This is a genomic window from Streptomyces sp. NPDC051183, assembly GCF_040682455.1.
Classification (GTDB): Bacteria; Actinomycetota; Actinomycetes; order Streptomycetales; family Streptomycetaceae; genus Streptomyces.
In genome coordinates, this window is sequence record NZ_JBFBBA010000011.1 from 86980 (window position 1) to 101950 (window position 14971).

10 protein-coding genes and 1 tRNA gene are annotated in these 14971 nt (G+C 66.3%); 10 read left to right on the plus strand and 1 reads right to left on the minus strand.

Annotated features, from left to right (window positions below; genetic code table 11):
- Positions 1 to 120: 120 nt before the first annotated feature.
- Positions 121 to 1347, minus strand: coding sequence for a pyridoxal phosphate-dependent aminotransferase (locus AB0M99_RS12415; protein WP_365919365.1), 1227 nt, complete (start codon positions 1345 to 1347; stop codon positions 121 to 123).
- A 202-nt stretch (positions 1348 to 1549) separates the two neighbouring features.
- On the opposite strand from AB0M99_RS12415, the gene AB0M99_RS12420 reads away from it, so the two are divergent.
- The 10 genes from AB0M99_RS12420 (at position 1550) to AB0M99_RS12465 (ending at position 14914) form a co-directional block, all read left to right on the plus strand.
- Positions 1550 to 1622: transfer RNA gene (locus tag AB0M99_RS12420), tRNA-Trp, on the plus strand.
- 106 nt (positions 1623 to 1728) lie between these two features.
- Positions 1729 to 2010 carry a preprotein translocase subunit SecE gene (secE, locus tag AB0M99_RS12425; RefSeq protein ID WP_030298162.1) on the plus strand — a complete coding sequence of 94 codons (282 nt, stop codon included), beginning with the start codon at positions 1729 to 1731 and terminating at the stop codon, positions 2008 to 2010.
- 84 nt (positions 2011 to 2094) lie between these two features.
- Positions 2095 to 3030, plus strand: coding sequence for a transcription termination/antitermination protein NusG (nusG, locus tag AB0M99_RS12430; RefSeq protein WP_365919367.1), 936 nt, complete (start codon positions 2095 to 2097; stop codon positions 3028 to 3030).
- Positions 3031 to 3194: 164 nt separating this feature from the next.
- Positions 3195 to 3629 carry a 50S ribosomal protein L11 gene (rplK, locus tag AB0M99_RS12435; protein ID WP_365919369.1) on the plus strand — a complete coding sequence of 145 codons (435 nt, stop codon included), beginning with the start codon at positions 3195 to 3197 and terminating at the stop codon, positions 3627 to 3629.
- 87 nt (positions 3630 to 3716) lie between these two features.
- Positions 3717 to 4445 carry a 50S ribosomal protein L1 gene (gene rplA / locus AB0M99_RS12440; RefSeq protein ID WP_365919371.1) on the plus strand — a complete coding sequence of 243 codons (729 nt, stop codon included), beginning with the start codon at positions 3717 to 3719 and terminating at the stop codon, positions 4443 to 4445.
- Positions 4446 to 4637: 192 nt separating this feature from the next.
- The gene (locus AB0M99_RS12445) at positions 4638 to 5519 is read left to right on the plus strand and encodes an LppX_LprAFG lipoprotein (RefSeq protein ID WP_365919373.1); all 882 of its coding nucleotides are present in this window, start codon (positions 4638 to 4640) and stop codon (positions 5517 to 5519) included.
- A gap of 300 nt (positions 5520 to 5819) precedes the next feature.
- Complete coding sequence (gene rplJ, locus AB0M99_RS12450; protein WP_365919375.1) at positions 5820 to 6350, plus strand: 50S ribosomal protein L10; 531 nt, start codon at positions 5820 to 5822, stop codon at positions 6348 to 6350.
- Positions 6351 to 6460: 110 nt separating this feature from the next.
- The gene (gene rplL / locus AB0M99_RS12455; RefSeq protein WP_365919377.1) at positions 6461 to 6844 is read left to right on the plus strand and encodes a 50S ribosomal protein L7/L12; all 384 of its coding nucleotides are present in this window, start codon (positions 6461 to 6463) and stop codon (positions 6842 to 6844) included.
- A 590-nt stretch (positions 6845 to 7434) separates the two neighbouring features.
- Positions 7435 to 10917 (plus strand): DNA-directed RNA polymerase subunit beta, encoded by a 3483-nt coding sequence (gene rpoB, locus AB0M99_RS12460; RefSeq protein WP_365919379.1) that lies wholly within the window; start codon positions 7435 to 7437, stop codon positions 10915 to 10917.
- Positions 10918 to 11014: 97 nt separating this feature from the next.
- Entirely contained in the window at positions 11015 to 14914 is a 3900-nt protein-coding gene (locus tag AB0M99_RS12465; RefSeq protein WP_365919381.1) for a DNA-directed RNA polymerase subunit beta', read from the plus strand.
- The last annotated feature ends 57 nt before the right edge of the window (positions 14915 to 14971 follow it).

A 14971-nucleotide genomic window follows, 5' to 3' on the forward strand; every position in this document is an offset into this window, starting at 1 on the left:
CCGAACGGAAATTCTGGGAAGGAGCCCGGGCCGGAGCCCCGGCAGGGCAGGGCCCCACAAACGCCTGAGCGGCGCTCCCCGGCCCGGGGGCGCCGCTCAGGGCCTGGCTTGCCGGCCGCTCTAGGCCTTGGCCTCCGCCAGCAGCTTCTGGATGCGGGACACGCCCTCGACCAGGTCCTCGTCGCCCAGGGCGTACGAGAGGCGGAGGTAGCCCGGGGTGCCGAAGGCCTCGCCCGGGACGACCGCGACCTCGGCCTCGTCCAGGATCAGCGCGGCGAGCTCGACGGAGGTCTGCGGGCGCTTGCCGCGGATCTCCTTGCCGAGGAGCTCCTTGACCGACGGGTACGCGTAGAACGCGCCCTCGGGGGTCGGGCAGAAGACGCCCTCGATCTCGTTCAGCATCCGCACGATGGTCTGGCGGCGGCGGTCGAAGGCGGTGCGCATCTGGTGGACGGCGTCCAGGTTGCCCGAGACGGCGGCCAGCGCCGCGATCTGGGAGACGTTGGCCACGTTGGAGGTGGCGTGCGACTGGAGGTTGGTCGCGGCCTTGATGACGTCCTTCGGGCCAATGATCCAGCCCACGCGCCAGCCGGTCATCGCGTACGTCTTCGCGACACCGTTGACGATGATGCACTTGTCGCGCAGCTCGGGGACGATCGCCGGGAGCGAGACGAACTTCGCGTCGCCGTAGACCAGGTGCTCGTAGATCTCGTCCGTCAGGACCCACAGGCCGTTGTCCGCGGCCCAGCGGCCGATCGCCTCGGCATCGGCCTCGGTGTAGACGGCGCCCGTGGGGTTGGACGGGGAGACGAAGAGGACGACCTTGGTGCGCTCGGTGCGCGCGGCCTCCAGCTGCTCGACGGAGACCCGGTAGCCGGTGGTCTCGTCGGCGACGACCTCGACCGGGACACCGCCGGCGAGGCGGATCGACTCGGGGTACGTGGTCCAGTACGGGGCCGGGACGATGACCTCGTCACCCGGGTCCAGGATCGCCGCGAACGCCTCGTAGATCGCCTGCTTGCCGCCGTTGGTGACCAGGACCTGGGAAGCGTCAACCTCGTACCCGGAGTCGCGCAGCGTCTTCGCGGCGATCGCGCTCTTCAGCTCGGGCAGCCCGCCGGCCGGCGTGTAGCGGTGGTACTTCGGGTTGCGGCAGGCCTCGACCGCCGCCTCGACGATGTAGTCGGGCGTCGGGAAGTCGGGCTCGCCCGCTCCGAAACCGATCACCGGGCGGCCGGCGGCCTTGAGGGCCTTGGCCTTGGCGTCGACGGCGAGGGTGGCGGACTCGGAGATGGCGCCGATACGGGCGGATACGCGGCGCTCGGCGGAAGGCGTTTCAGAGGTCATGCGGCCAATCGTCCCAGACGGCAAAGAAGCGCCGCACGCCGTTTCAGTTACCGGACTGGAGGCCCGCTGGAACGTGTCAGGACGGCGCTGTTCGACGTCAGGGCCCGGACCACGTACACTCAACCGTCGTTGGCCCTCACCAACCGCTCAGTGCGCAAGCACTCCGTGCACTCGCTCGGATGCGGTAGGTTGGGGGACGCAAAGGGTCGTAGCTCAATTGGTAGAGCACTGGTCTCCAAAACCAGCGGTTGGGGGTTCGAGTCCCTCCGGCCCTGCTCCACACTCCATTCCTCGGATGTGTGCGCAGGTACGTACTTCGATGCAACGCCGTGCGGCGCAACCGGGCGCGGTACGGCCATGACCCGGATTCAGGTGAGAGACGTGACGGACGCCCTGGGCTCCATCGACATGCCTGACGCCGAGGACGACACTCGCGAGAAGAAGGCCCGCAAGGGCGGTAAGCGCGGCAAGAAGGGCCCTCTCGGCCGGCTCGCGCTTTTCTACCGCCAGATCGTCGCGGAACTCCGCAAGGTTGTTTGGCCCACTCGCAACCAGCTCACGACGTACACCACCGTGGTGATTGTCTTCGTCGTCATCATGATCGGTCTGGTGACCGTGATTGACTATGGGTTCCAGGAAGCCATCAAGTTCGTCTTCGGCTGATCCCCGCGGAGGGCGGCGCCTTGATGGGTGCCGCCCGTTTTCGCATGTTCCACCACCTTTTGTATCCAGGAAGAAGCAGCCACCGTGTCTGACCCGAACCTGAACGTGAGCCACGACTCCGTCGAGTCCGTCGAGGACGAGCTCGACATCGTCGAGGCTGCAGACGCTGTGGAGCCCGACGAGGCCGAGCTCGCCGACGCCGAGGCGGGTGTCGCCGCCGAAGAGGCCGCGATGCACGTCGAGGACGAGGGCGACGACGCCGAGGTCGAGGACGAGGACGCCGTAGAGGCTTCCGACGAGGACGAGGCGGACGAGGAGTCCGACGACTCCGACGGTGAGGACGAGGCCGAGGCTGCCGACGAGGAGGCCGAGGAGGCCGCCCCCGTCGAGGACGCCGAGCCCGTCGACCCGATCCAGGCCCTGCGCGACGAGCTGCGCCTCCTGCCCGGCGAGTGGTACGTGATCCACACCTACGCCGGTTACGAGAAGCGCGTGAAGGCGAACCTGGAGCAGCGCGCCGTCTCGCTGAACGTCGAGGAGTTCATCTACCAGGCCGAGGTGCCCGAGGAAGAGATCGTCCAGATCAAGAACGGCGAGCGCAAGAACGTCCGGCAGAACAAGCTGCCCGGTTACGTTCTCGTCCGCATGGATCTGACGAACGAGTCCTGGGGCGTCGTCCGCAACACGCCTGGTGTCACCGGCTTCGTGGGCAACGCGTACGACCCCTACCCGCTGACCCTGGACGAGATCGTCAAGATGCTCGCCCCGGAGGCGCAGGAGAAGGCCGCCAAGCTCGCCGCGGAAGAGGCCGGCCTGCCGGCGCCCGCCGTCAAGCGCACGATCGAGGTGCTCGACTTCGAGGTCGGCGACTCGGTCACCGTCACCGACGGCCCGTTCGCGACGCTCCAGGCGACGATCAACGAGATCAACCCGGACTCGAAGAAGGTCAAGGGCCTCGTCGAGATCTTCGGCCGCGAGACCCCGGTCGAGCTGAGCTTCGACCAGATCCAGAAGAACTGATCTTCTGGCCAACGCTTCCGAACCAGGTCAGATCGCCCCGCAAAGGGCGGTCTGACCTGCTCGGTTTTTAGCCCCGCACCGATACCCGTTATCGTGGTGCGGTATGCCTCCATCCGGATGACCGGATTGGCGGCGAAAACTCTCACTAGGACCCGGAGAGAGCAATGCCTCCCAAGAAGAAGAAGGTCACGGGGCTTATCAAGCTCCAGATCAAGGCCGGTGCGGCCAACCCGGCTCCGCCGGTCGGCCCCGCGCTCGGTCAGCACGGCGTCAACATCATGGAGTTCTGCAAGGCCTACAACGCCGCGACCGAGTCGCAGCGTGGCATGGTCGTGCCGGTGGAGATCACGGTCTACGAAGACCGCTCCTTCACCTTCATCACCAAGACTCCGCCGGCCGCGCGCCTCATCCTGAAGAGCGCGGGCGTGGAGAAGGGCTCGGGCGAGCCGCACAAGACCAAGGTCGCGAAGCTTACGCGTGACCAGGTCCGCGAGATCGCCTCGATCAAGCTCCCCGACCTGAACGCCAACGACCTGGACGCCGCCGAGCAGATCATCCGCGGCACCGCCCGTTCCATGGGCATCACGGTCGAAGGCTGATTCAGCCACCCCCAGCACCACAGTGGTAGGGCCAAGCGCTGGTCCGCACCACGACTCCACGCCTGAAGTCAAAACACAGGAGCAGAAGTGAAGCGCAGCAAGACTCTCCGCGCTGCGGACGCCAAGGTCGACCGGGAGAAGCTGTACGCCCCGCTCGAGGCCGTCCGTCTCGCCAAGGAGACCACCACGACCAAGTTCGACGCCACCGTCGAGGTCGCCTTCCGTCTGGGTGTCGACCCGCGCAAGGCCGACCAGATGGTCCGCGGCACCGTGAACCTCCCGCACGGCACCGGCAAGACCGCCCGGGTCCTGGTCTTCGCGACCGGTGACCGTGCTGCGGCCGCGGAAGCCGCCGGCGCCGACATTGTCGGCGACGACGAGCTCATCAACGAGATCGCCAAGGGCAACCGCCTCAACGAGTTCGACGCCGTTGTGGCCACCCCGGACCTCATGGGCAAGGTCGGCCGCCTCGGCCGCGTGCTCGGTCCCCGTGGCCTCATGCCGAACCCGAAGACCGGCACCGTCACCATGGACGTCGCGAAGGCTGTCACCGAGATCAAGGGTGGCAAGATCGAGTTCCGCGTCGACAAGCACTCGAACCTGCACTTCATCATCGGCAAGGTCTCCTTCTCCGATGAGCAGCTGGTCGAGAACTACGGCGCGGCCCTGGACGAGATCCTTCGTCTGAAGCCGTCCGCCGCGAAGGGCCGCTACATCAAGAAGGCCGCCCTGACCACCACGATGGGCCCCGGCATCCAGCTGGACTCCAACCGCACCCGGAACCTCCTCGTCGAGGAAGACCCGGCTGCCGTCTGACTGGGCCGAGCCACACGGCTCTGAGCCCCAGGGCTCACTGCTTGCCTGAACGGGCCTCCCGCCCCCCTTACCGGGGCGGGAGGCCTGTTCTCGTATCGTTGCCGCTTCGGCGATAAACGGTTGCCTCAGACACCGAGGCGCTGCTTAGGGTCGTGACGGAAGACCGAAGAACACAAGGGGTGGGGAAACTCCATGCTCACGAAGCTGACGAATCGCAAGAAGAAGGCCGCCGGCGCCGTACTGGCCGCCGTACTGCTGGTGGGCGGGGCCACGGCGTGCGAGGACGGCAAGAAGGACACGGGCGCCTCCGCGGCGCCGTCCAAGGCCGCCGAGACGGGCGCCGCGAAGGGCGCCGTCCAGGTCACGCCGGCCGCGTACCTGGAGAAGGTGAAGAAGAAGTCCGAGGAGATCACCTCGCTCCGCTACGCCATGTCCGGCAGCGCCGGCGGCGAGCAGGTCTCCGGAGAGGTCTCCATGCGGCTGAAGCCGTCGCTCGGCATGTCCATGCACATGGCCACGCCGGGCGGGGCGGGGGAGAGCGTCGACATCCGCCTGATCGACGGCGCCATGTACATGGGCACCGAGGGCCAGTGGCTCAAGTTCGACATGAAGTCCCTGGACCCGAACATGGCCAAGCAGCTGGAGTCCGCCGGCAAGGGGCCCCGGAGCGGTGAGAACCCGGGGGACAAGGCCGGTGACCTGCTCGGCGCCAAGGACCTGAAGACGGTCGGCGAGGAGACCATCGACGGCCAGAAGACCACGCACGTGTCCGGCACCGTCACGCTGGAGCAGATGAAGGCCTCGCTCGCCACGGCCTCCCCGGAGGTCAAGGAGCGCCAGGAGAAGTCCGTCAAGCAGCTCGAGGACCTGGGCGTGGACAGCATGACGATGGACATGTGGATCGACGAGAACGACCACGCCAAGCAGGTCCGCACCCGCTCCGACAGCGGCAAGGGCGCGATCGACATCACGATCAAGGTCCTGGACTACAACAAGCCGGTCGAGATCGCGGTCCCGCCGGCCGACCAGGTGGTGGACTTCGCCGCGATCATGGAGGACGGCAGCCAGAGCTGACGCTCTGCTGTCCCGGTCCGCGGATCCCGTGACGTGCAGGCGGCCCGGGCCGACCCGATTTGCCTCGGCTCGGCCGCTTCACGTACTCTTCCGAGGAAGCCAAAGACCGCTGGTCGTTGTCGTGCCCGTGAGGGTTCGGCGGCCGAAGGATCCGTTGAGTGCGGACGACCCGCGTAGGTGACTGTGGAAGGTTCCCGGAATTCGTTCCGGTTGAGCCACGCCCTGGCGCCTGCGCCGGGGCGTTTCGTTTTTCAGCCCCTTCTGAGCGGTCCTCATCACCCGGAAGGAGGCGAACGCACCATGCCGACGCCCAACAAGGCTGCATCGGTAGCCGAGCTCAAGGACGCGTTCCAGAGCTCGAACGCCGCCGTGCTGACCGAGTACCGGGGTCTCACCGTCGCGCAGCTCAAGACGCTGCGTCGCTCTCTCGGTGAGAACGCCCAGTACGCCGTGGTGAAGAACACGCTGACCAAGATTGCGGCCAACCAGGCCGGGATCACCGCGCTGGACGAGCACTTCGCTGGTCCGACCGCGGTCGCCTTCATCACCGGTGACCCGGTGGAGTCGGCGAAGAGCCTGCGTGACTTCGCCAAGGAGAACCCGAACCTCATCATCAAGGCGGGTGTCCTTGATGGTAAGGCGCTCACCGCCGATGAGATCAAGAAGCTTGCGGACCTCGAGTCCCGCGAGGTTCTGCTCAGCAAGCTGGCCGGCGCGTTCAAGGGCAAGCAGTCTCAGGCTGCCTCGCTCTTCCAGGCGCTGCCGTCGAAGTTCGTCCGCACCGCGGAAGCTCTTCGTGTCCAGCGCGCCGAGCAGGGCGGTGCCGAGTAATTCGGCTCGCGCACTGATCCACGCCGCCTAGTGCGTGGGTCGTAGCGGGCCGTTACGCCCGCCTCTATATACATCCGGCACCTGCCGATTTAGTGGAAGGATCGCCCATCATGGCGAAGCTCTCTCAGGACGACCTCCTCGCCCAGTTCGAGGAGATGACCCTCATCGAGCTCTCCGAGTTCGTGAAGGCGTTCGAGGCCAAGTTCGACGTCACCGCCGCCGCGGCCGTCGCCGTTGCCGGTCCGGCCGGCCCGGGCGCCGTTGCCGAGGCCGCCGAGGAGCAGGACGAGTTCGACGTCATCCTGACCTCTGCCGGTGACAAGAAGATCCAGGTCATCAAGGTCGTGCGCGAGCTGACCTCCCTGGGCCTCAAGGAGGCCAAGGACCTCGTGGACGGCGCCCCGAAGCCCGTCCTCGAGAAGGTCGCCAAGGAGGCCGCTGACAAGGCTGCCGAGGCCCTCAAGGGTGCCGGCGCCGGCGTCGAGGTCAAGTAACACCTCTGAGGCCGCCTGACGGCCTCAACCAAAGGGCGATCACCCGTAAGGGTGGTCGCCCTTTGGCGTACCCGCAGTGCCTGACTTGCCCCTGTCTCGTTGGGGAGTAGGGTGATCATCGTTGCCCCGCAGCAGGGTCCGGAGATGATCCGCACGGAGCAGGGGGCCTTGACGAACGGGACGCGGCGCGCAATTCTCAGTCCCGTCGCCAGCTCGACCGGCTCGATCCGAGATCCGAGGCATGGATCGGGGCCGCAGCGGGCATGGATCGACTGCGGAGAGGGCAGTACTGATACGCGCTCTGTGTGCGAGAGCCGAAGCGTTGGACGCAGTGTTGGAACGACATGGGGAAGGCCTGTTGCCGGTTTCCGGAAACCTGGTCTGGACATCAGTGAGCCAAGTGGCTACACTGACCCTTTGCGCTGCCTGTTAGCTGCCCCCTGCCCGTCGCCAGGGGCATGCCCACGCATGAGCACACTTGATTGATTAGCCCTGACCTGGTCTTTTGGCCAGATCGGGAGGGTCCTTCTTCTGTGTCAGCTGGGACCGGTACGCGCGTAGTGAGTCCGAGCCCTCGGAAGGACCCCCTCTTGGCCGCCTCGCGCAACGCCTCGACCAATACGAACAACGGTGCCAGCACCGCCCCGCTGCGCATCTCCTTTGCAAAGATCAAGGAGCCCCTCGAGGTTCCGAACCTCCTGGCGCTGCAGACCGAGAGCTTTGACTGGCTGCTCGGCAACGCCGCCTGGAAGTCACGCGTCGAGTCGGCGCTTGAGAGTGGACAGGACGTCCCCACCAAGTCCGGTCTGGAAGAGATCTTCGAGGAGATCTCGCCGATCGAGGACTTCTCCGGGTCGATGTCGCTGACCTTCCGCGACCACCGTTTCGAGCCGGCGAAGAACTCTGTCGACGAGTGCAAGGAGCGCGACTTCACGTACGCGGCTCCGCTGTTCGTCACGGCCGAGTTCACGAACAACGAGACCGGAGAGATCAAGTCTCAGACGGTCTTCATGGGCGACTTCCCGCTCATGACCAACAAGGGCACCTTCGTCATCAACGGCACCGAGCGTGTCGTCGTGTCGCAGCTCGTCCGTTCCCCCGGTGTCTACTTCGACTCCTCCATCGACAAGACGTCCGACAAGGACATCTTCTCCGCCAAGATCATCCCGTCCCGGGGTGCCTGGCTGGAGATGGAGGTCGACAAGCGCGACATGGTCGGTGTCCGCATCGACCGCAAGCGCAAGCAGTCCGTCACCGTCCTCCTGAAGGCTCTCGGCTGGACCACCGAGCAGATCCTCGAGGAGTTCGGCGAGTACGAGTCCATGCGCGCCACCCTGGAGAAGGACCACACCCAGGGTCAGGACGACGCGCTGCTCGACATCTACCGCAAGCTGCGTCCGGGCGAGCCGCCGACCCGCGAGGCCGCTCAGACGCTGCTCGAGAACCTCTACTTCAACCCGAAGCGCTACGACCTCGCCAAGGTCGGCCGCTACAAGGTGAACAAGAAGCTCGGCGCCGACGAGCCGCTCGACGCCGGTGTGCTCACCACCGACGACGTCATCGCGACGATCAAGTACCTGGTCAAGCTGCACGCCGGTGAGACCGAGACGACCGGCGAGTCCGGCCGTTCGATCGTCGTCGAGACCGACGACATCGACCACTTCGGCAACCGTCGTCTGCGCAACGTCGGCGAGCTCATCCAGAACCAGGTCCGCACGGGTCTGGCTCGTATGGAGCGCGTCGTCCGCGAGCGCATGACCACGCAGGACGTCGAGGCGATCACGCCGCAGACCCTGATCAACATCCGGCCGGTCGTCGCCTCCATCAAGGAGTTCTTCGGCACCAGCCAGCTGTCGCAGTTCATGGACCAGAACAACCCGCTGTCGGGTCTGACCCACAAGCGCCGCCTGTCGGCACTTGGCCCGGGTGGTCTGTCCCGTGAGCGGGCCGGCTTCGAGGTCCGTGACGTTCACCCGTCGCACTACGGCCGCATGTGCCCGATCGAGACCCCTGAAGGCCCGAACATCGGTCTGATCGGCTCGCTCGCGTCCTACGGTCGCGTCAACGCGTTCGGCTTCGTCGAGACCCCGTACCGCAAGGTCGTCGACGGTGTCGTCACCGACGAGGTCGACTACCTGACCGCCGACGAGGAAGACCGCTTCGTCATCGCCCAGGCCAACGCCGGCCTGAACGACGAGATGCGCTTCACGGAGAACCGCGTCCTGGTTCGCCGTCGTGGCGGCGAGATCGACTACATCGCCGGCGACGACGTCGACTACATGGACGTCTCCCCGCGCCAGATGGTGTCCGTCGCGACCGCGATGATCCCCTTCCTGGAGCACGACGACGCCAACCGCGCCCTCATGGGCGCGAACATGATGCGCCAGGCCGTTCCGCTCATCAAGGCGGAGGCCCCGCTCGTCGGCACCGGCATGGAGTACCGCTGTGCGGTCGACGCCGGCGACTCGATCAAGGCGGAGAAGGACGGTGTCGTCCAGGAGGTCTCGGCCGACTACATCACCGTCGCCAACGACGACGGCACGTACACCACGTACCGCGTCGCCAAGTTCTCCCGCTCGAACCAGGGCACCTCGGTCAACCAGAAGGTCATCGTCAACGAGGGTGACCGCATCATCGAGGCCCAGGTCCTCGCCGACGGTCCTGCGACCGAAGAGGGCGAAATGGCCCTCGGCAAGAACCTGCTCGTCGCGTTCATGCCCTGGGAAGGTCACAACTACGAGGACGCGATCATCCTGTCGCAGCGCCTCGTGCAGGACGACGTCCTCTCCTCGATCCACATCGAGGAGCACGAGGTCGACGCCCGTGACACCAAGCTGGGCCCCGAGGAGATCACCCGGGACATCCCGAACGTCTCCGAGGAGGTCCTCGCGGACCTCGACGAGCGCGGCATCATCCGCATCGGTGCGGACGTCGTCGCCGGCGACATCCTGGTCGGCAAGGTCACGCCCAAGGGTGAGACCGAGCTGACCCCGGAGGAGCGCCTGCTCCGCGCGATCTTCGGTGAGAAGGCCCGCGAGGTGCGTGACACCTCGCTCAAGGTCCCTCACGGTGAGATCGGCAAGGTCATCGGTGTCCGCGTCTTCGACCGCGAGGAGGGGGACGAGCTTCCCCCGGGCGTGAACCAGCTGGTCCGCGTCTACGTCGCCCAGAAGCGCAAGATCACCGACGGTGACAAGCTCGCCGGCCGCCACGGCAACAAGGGTGTCATCTCCAAGATCCTTCCGATCGAGGACATGCCCTTCCTTGAGGACGGCACGCCGGTCGACATCATCCTGAACCCGCTGGGTGTCCCGTCCCGAATGAACCCGGGACAGGTCCTGGAGATCCACCTCGGCTGGCTCGCCAGCCGCGGCTGGGACGTCTCCGGGCTCGGCGAGGAGTGGGCCGAGCGTCTGAAGGTCATCGGGGCCGACCGTGTCGAGCCCGGTACCAACGTCGCCACCCCCGTGTTCGACGGTGCCCGCGAGGACGAGCTCGCCGGCCTCTTCGAGCACACCATCCCGAACCGCGACGGCGACCGCCTGGTCCTCCCGTCCGGCAAGGCGCGCCTGTTCGACGGCCGCTCCGGCGAGCCGTTCCCGGACCCGATCTCGATCGGGTACATGTACATCCTCAAGCTCCACCACCTGGTCGACGACAAGCTCCACGCCCGTTCGACCGGTCCGTACTCGATGATCACGCAGCAGCCGCTGGGTGGTAAGGCACAGTTCGGTGGCCAGCGCTTCGGTGAGATGGAGGTGTGGGCGCTGGAGGCTTATGGCGCCGCTTACGCCCTCCAGGAGCTGCTGACCATCAAGTCCGACGACGTCACCGGCCGCGTGAAGGTCTACGAGGCCATCGTCAAGGGCGAGAACATCCCCGAGCCGGGCATTCCCGAGTCCTTCAAGGTGCTCATCAAGGAAATGCAGTCGCTCTGCCTCAACGTGGAGGTGCTGTCCTCGGACGGCATGTCCATCGAGATGCGCGACACCGACGAGGACGTCTTCCGCGCGGCGGAGGAGCTCGGTATCGACCTGTCCCGGCGTGAGCCGAGCAGCGTCGAAGAGGTCTGACGGGCCTGACGGGGGGCTCGCTCAAGAGCCCCCCGTCATCCCCGGGACCGTTCAGACCATGATTGAGACTCGACCCCGAAAGAGGGATTGACGCACAGTGCTCGACGTCAACTTCTTCGACGAGCTGCGGATCGGCCTTGCCACCGCGGACGACATCCGAACCTGGTCGCACGGCGAGGTCAAGAAGCCGGAGACCATCAACTACCGCACCCTCAAGCCCGAGAAGGACGGACTCTTCTGCGAGAAGATCTTCGGTCCGACCCGGGACTGGGAGTGCTACTGCGGCAAGTACAAGCGTGTCCGCTTCAAGGGCATCATCTGTGAGCGCTGTGGCGTCGAGGTCACGCGCGCCAAGGTGCGTCGTGAGCGGATGGGCCACATCGAGCTTGCCGCTCCCGTCACCCACATCTGGTACTTCAAGGGCGTCCCGTCGCGACTGGGCTACCTGCTGGACCTCGCGCCGAAGGACCTCGAAAAGGTCATCTACTTCGCCGCGTACATGATCACGTTCGTGGACGACGAGCGCCGCACCCGCGACCTCCCGTCGCTGGAGGCCCACGTCTCCGTCGAGCGCCAGCAGATCGAGAACCGCCGTGACGCGGACCTCGAAGGCCGTGCCAAGAAGCTCGAGACCGACCTGGCCGAGCTCGAGGCCGAGGGCGCGAAGGCCGACGTACGCCGCAAGGTGCGCGAAGGTGCCGAGCGCGAGATGAAGCAGCTCCGTGACCGCGCCCAGCGCGAGATCGACCGCCTCGACGAGGTGTGGAACCGCTTCAAGAACCTCAAGGTCCAGGACCTCGAGGGCGACGAGCTGCTCTACCGCGAGCTGCGTGACCGCTTCGGCACGTACTTCGACGGTTCGATGGGTGCCGCGGCGCTGCAGAAGCGCCTGGAGTCCTTCGACCTGGAGGAGGAGGCCGAGCGCCTCCGCGAGATCATCCGTACCGGCAAGGGCCAGAAGAAGACCCGTGCGCTCAAGCGCCTCAAGGTCGTCTCCGCGTTCCTGCAGACCAGCAACAGCCCCAAGGGCATGGTTCTGGACTGCGTGCCGGTGATCCCGCCGGACCTGCGTCCGATGGTGCAGCTGGACGGTGGCCGCTTCGCGACCTCCGACCTGAACGACCTGTACCGCCGCGTGATCAACCGCAACAACCGCCTGAAGCGCCTTCTCGACCTCGGTGCCCCCGAGATCATCGTGAACAACGAGAAGCGCATGCTCCAGGAGGCCGTGGACGCCCTCTTCGACAACGGTCGTCGTGGTCGCCCGGTGACCGGTCCCGGTAACCGTCCGCTGAAGTCCCTGAGCGACATGCTCAAGGGCAAGCAGGGTCGATTCCGTCAGAACCTCCTCGGCAAGCGCGTGGACTACTCCGCGCGTTCCGTGATCGTCGTCGGCCCGCAGCTGAAGCTGCACCAGTGCGGTCTGCCCAAGGCCATGGCGCTGGAGCTCTTCAAGCCGTTCGTGATGAAGCGCCTGGTGGACCTGAACCACGCGCAGAACATCAAGTCGGCGAAGCGCATGGTCGAGCGCGGCCGCACGGTCGTCTACGACGTGCTCGAAGAGGTCATCGCCGAGCACCCGGTTCTGCTGAACCGTGCGCCCACGCTGCACCGCCTCGGCATCCAGGCCTTCGAGCCCCAGCTGGTCGAAGGCAAGGCCATCCAGATCCACCCGCTCGTCTGCACCGCGTTCAACGCGGACTTCGACGGTGACCAGATGGCCGTGCACCTGCCGCTCTCCGCGGAGGCGCAGGCCGAGGCCCGCATCCTGATGCTGTCCTCGAACAACATCCTCAAGCCGGCCGACGGCCGTCCGGTCACGATGCCGACCCAGGACATGGTCCTCGGTCTGTTCTTCCTGACCACCGACGGTGAGCTCCGTGACACCAAGGGCGAGGGCCGCGCGTTCGGCTCCACGGCCGAGGCGACCATGGCGTTCGACAACGGCGAGCTCGCGCTCCAGTCGCAGGTCGACATCCGCTTCCCGGTGGGCACCATCCCGCCGCGCGGCTGGGTCGCGCCCGTCGCCGAAGAGGGCGAGCAGGAGTTCCAGCCGGGCGACAGCTTCCGTCTGCGCACCTCCCTGGGCCGCGCGCTCTTCAACGAGCTGCTGCCCGAGGACTACCCGTTCGTCGACTACTCGGTGGGCAAGAAGCAGCTCTCCGAGATCGTCAACGACCTGGCGGAGCGCTACCCCAAGGTCATCGTGGCGGCGACGCTCGACAACCTGAAGGCGGCCGGCTTCCACTGGGCGACCCGTTCGGGCGTCACCGTGGCCATCTCCGACGTCGTCGTGCCCGAGGCCAAGAAGGCCATCGTCGCGGGCTACGAGGCGCAGGACGAGAAGGTCCAGAAGCAGTACGAGCGCGGTCTGATCACCAAGGACGAGCGCACGCAGGAGCTCATCGCGATCTGGACCAAGGCGACCAACGAGGTTGCCGAGGCGATGAACGCGAACTTCCCCAAGACGAACCCCATCTTCATGATGGTTGACTCGGGTGCCCGAGGAAACATGATGCAGATGCGACAGATCGCCGGTATGCGTGGTCTGGTGTCGAACGCGAAGAACGAGACCATCCCGCGTCCGATCAAGGCGTCCTTCCGTGAGGGCCTCACCGTTCTGGAGTACTTCATCTCCACGCACGGTGCCCGTAAGGGTCTGGCGGACACCGCCCTGCGTACCGCCGACTCGGGTTACCTGACCCGTCGTCTGGTGGACGTCTCGCAGGACGTCATCATCCGCGAGGAGGACTGCGGCACCGAGCGCGGTCTGAAGCTGAAGATCGCCGTTCGCGACGAGACCGGCGTGCTGCGCAAGGCCGACGACGTCGAGACCTCGATCTACGCCCGCATGCTGGCCGAGGACGTCGTCATCGACGGCAAGGTCATCGCGCCGGCCAACGTCGACCTCGGTGACGTCCTGATCGACGCCCTGGTCGCCAACGGCGTCGAGGAGGTCAAGACCCGCTCGGTCCTGACCTGTGAGTCCGCGGTCGGCACCTGTGCCTTCTGCTACGGACGCTCGCTCGCCACCGGCAAGCTGGTCGACATCGGTGAGGCGGTCGGCATCATCGCCGCCCAGTCCATCGGTGAGCCCGGTACCCAGCTGACGATGCGTACCTTCCACACCGGTGGTGTGGCCGGTGACGACATCACCCAGGGTCTGCCGCGTGTCGTCGAGCTCTTCGAGGCCCGTACCCCGAAGGGTGTCGCCCCGATCTCCGAGGCCGCCGGCCGCGTGCGGATCGAGGAGACCGAGAAGACGAAGAAGATCGTCATCACGCCCGACGACGGCAGCGAGGAGACGGCCTTCCCGATCTCCAAGCGCGCCAAGGTCATCGTCGGCGAGGGCGACCACGTCGAGGTGGGCCAGAAGCTCACCATGGGTGCCACCAACCCGCACGACGTGCTGCGCATCCTCGGCCAGCGTGCCGTCCAGGTGCACCTGGTCGGCGAAGTCCAGAAGGTCTACAACTCGCAGGGCGTGTCGATCCACGACAAGCACATCGAGATCATCATCCGGCAGATGCTGCGCCGCGTGACGATCATCGAGTCCGGCGACGCGGAGCTCCTGCCGGGCGAGCTCGTCGAGCGGTCGAAGTTCGAGACCGAGAACCGTCGTGTGGTCACCGAGGGCGGTCACCCCGCCTCCGGCCGTCCGCAGCTGATGGGTATCACCAAGGCCTCGCTCGCGACCGAGTCCTGGCTGTCGGCGGCGTCCTTCCAGGAGACGACCAGGGTTCTGACGGACGCGGCGATCAACGCCAAGTCCGACTCCCTGATCGGCCTCAAGGAGAACGTCATCATCGGTAAGCTCATCCCGGCCGGTACGGGCCTCGCCCGCTACCGCAACATCCGGGTGGAGCCCACCGAGGAAGCCAAGGCCGCGATGTACTCGGCCGTCGGCTACGACGACATCGACTACTCGCCCTTCGGCACCGGCTCCGGCCAGGCTGTCCCGCTGGAGGACTACGACTACGGCCCGTACAACGGCTGAGGTCACAAGTAGCCAGTAAGAAGCCCCCCGCGGCTCCGAGAGGAGCGGCGGGGGGCT

What these genes read in the sequence shown, in the direction of transcription:
- AB0M99_RS12415 (WP_365919365.1), bottom strand. Translation starts at nt 1,347, where the DNA reads ATGACCTCTGAAACGCCTTCCGCCGAGCGCCGCGTATCCGCCCGTATC.
- rplK (WP_365919369.1), top strand. Translation starts at nt 3,195, where the DNA reads ATGCCTCCCAAGAAGAAGAAGGTCACGGGGCTTATCAAGCTCCAGATC.
- AB0M99_RS12445 (WP_365919373.1), top strand. Translation starts at nt 4,638, where the DNA reads ATGCTCACGAAGCTGACGAATCGCAAGAAGAAGGCCGCCGGCGCCGTA.
- rplJ (WP_365919375.1), top strand. Translation starts at nt 5,820, where the DNA reads ATGCCGACGCCCAACAAGGCTGCATCGGTAGCCGAGCTCAAGGACGCG.
- rplL (WP_365919377.1), top strand. Translation starts at nt 6,461, where the DNA reads ATGGCGAAGCTCTCTCAGGACGACCTCCTCGCCCAGTTCGAGGAGATG.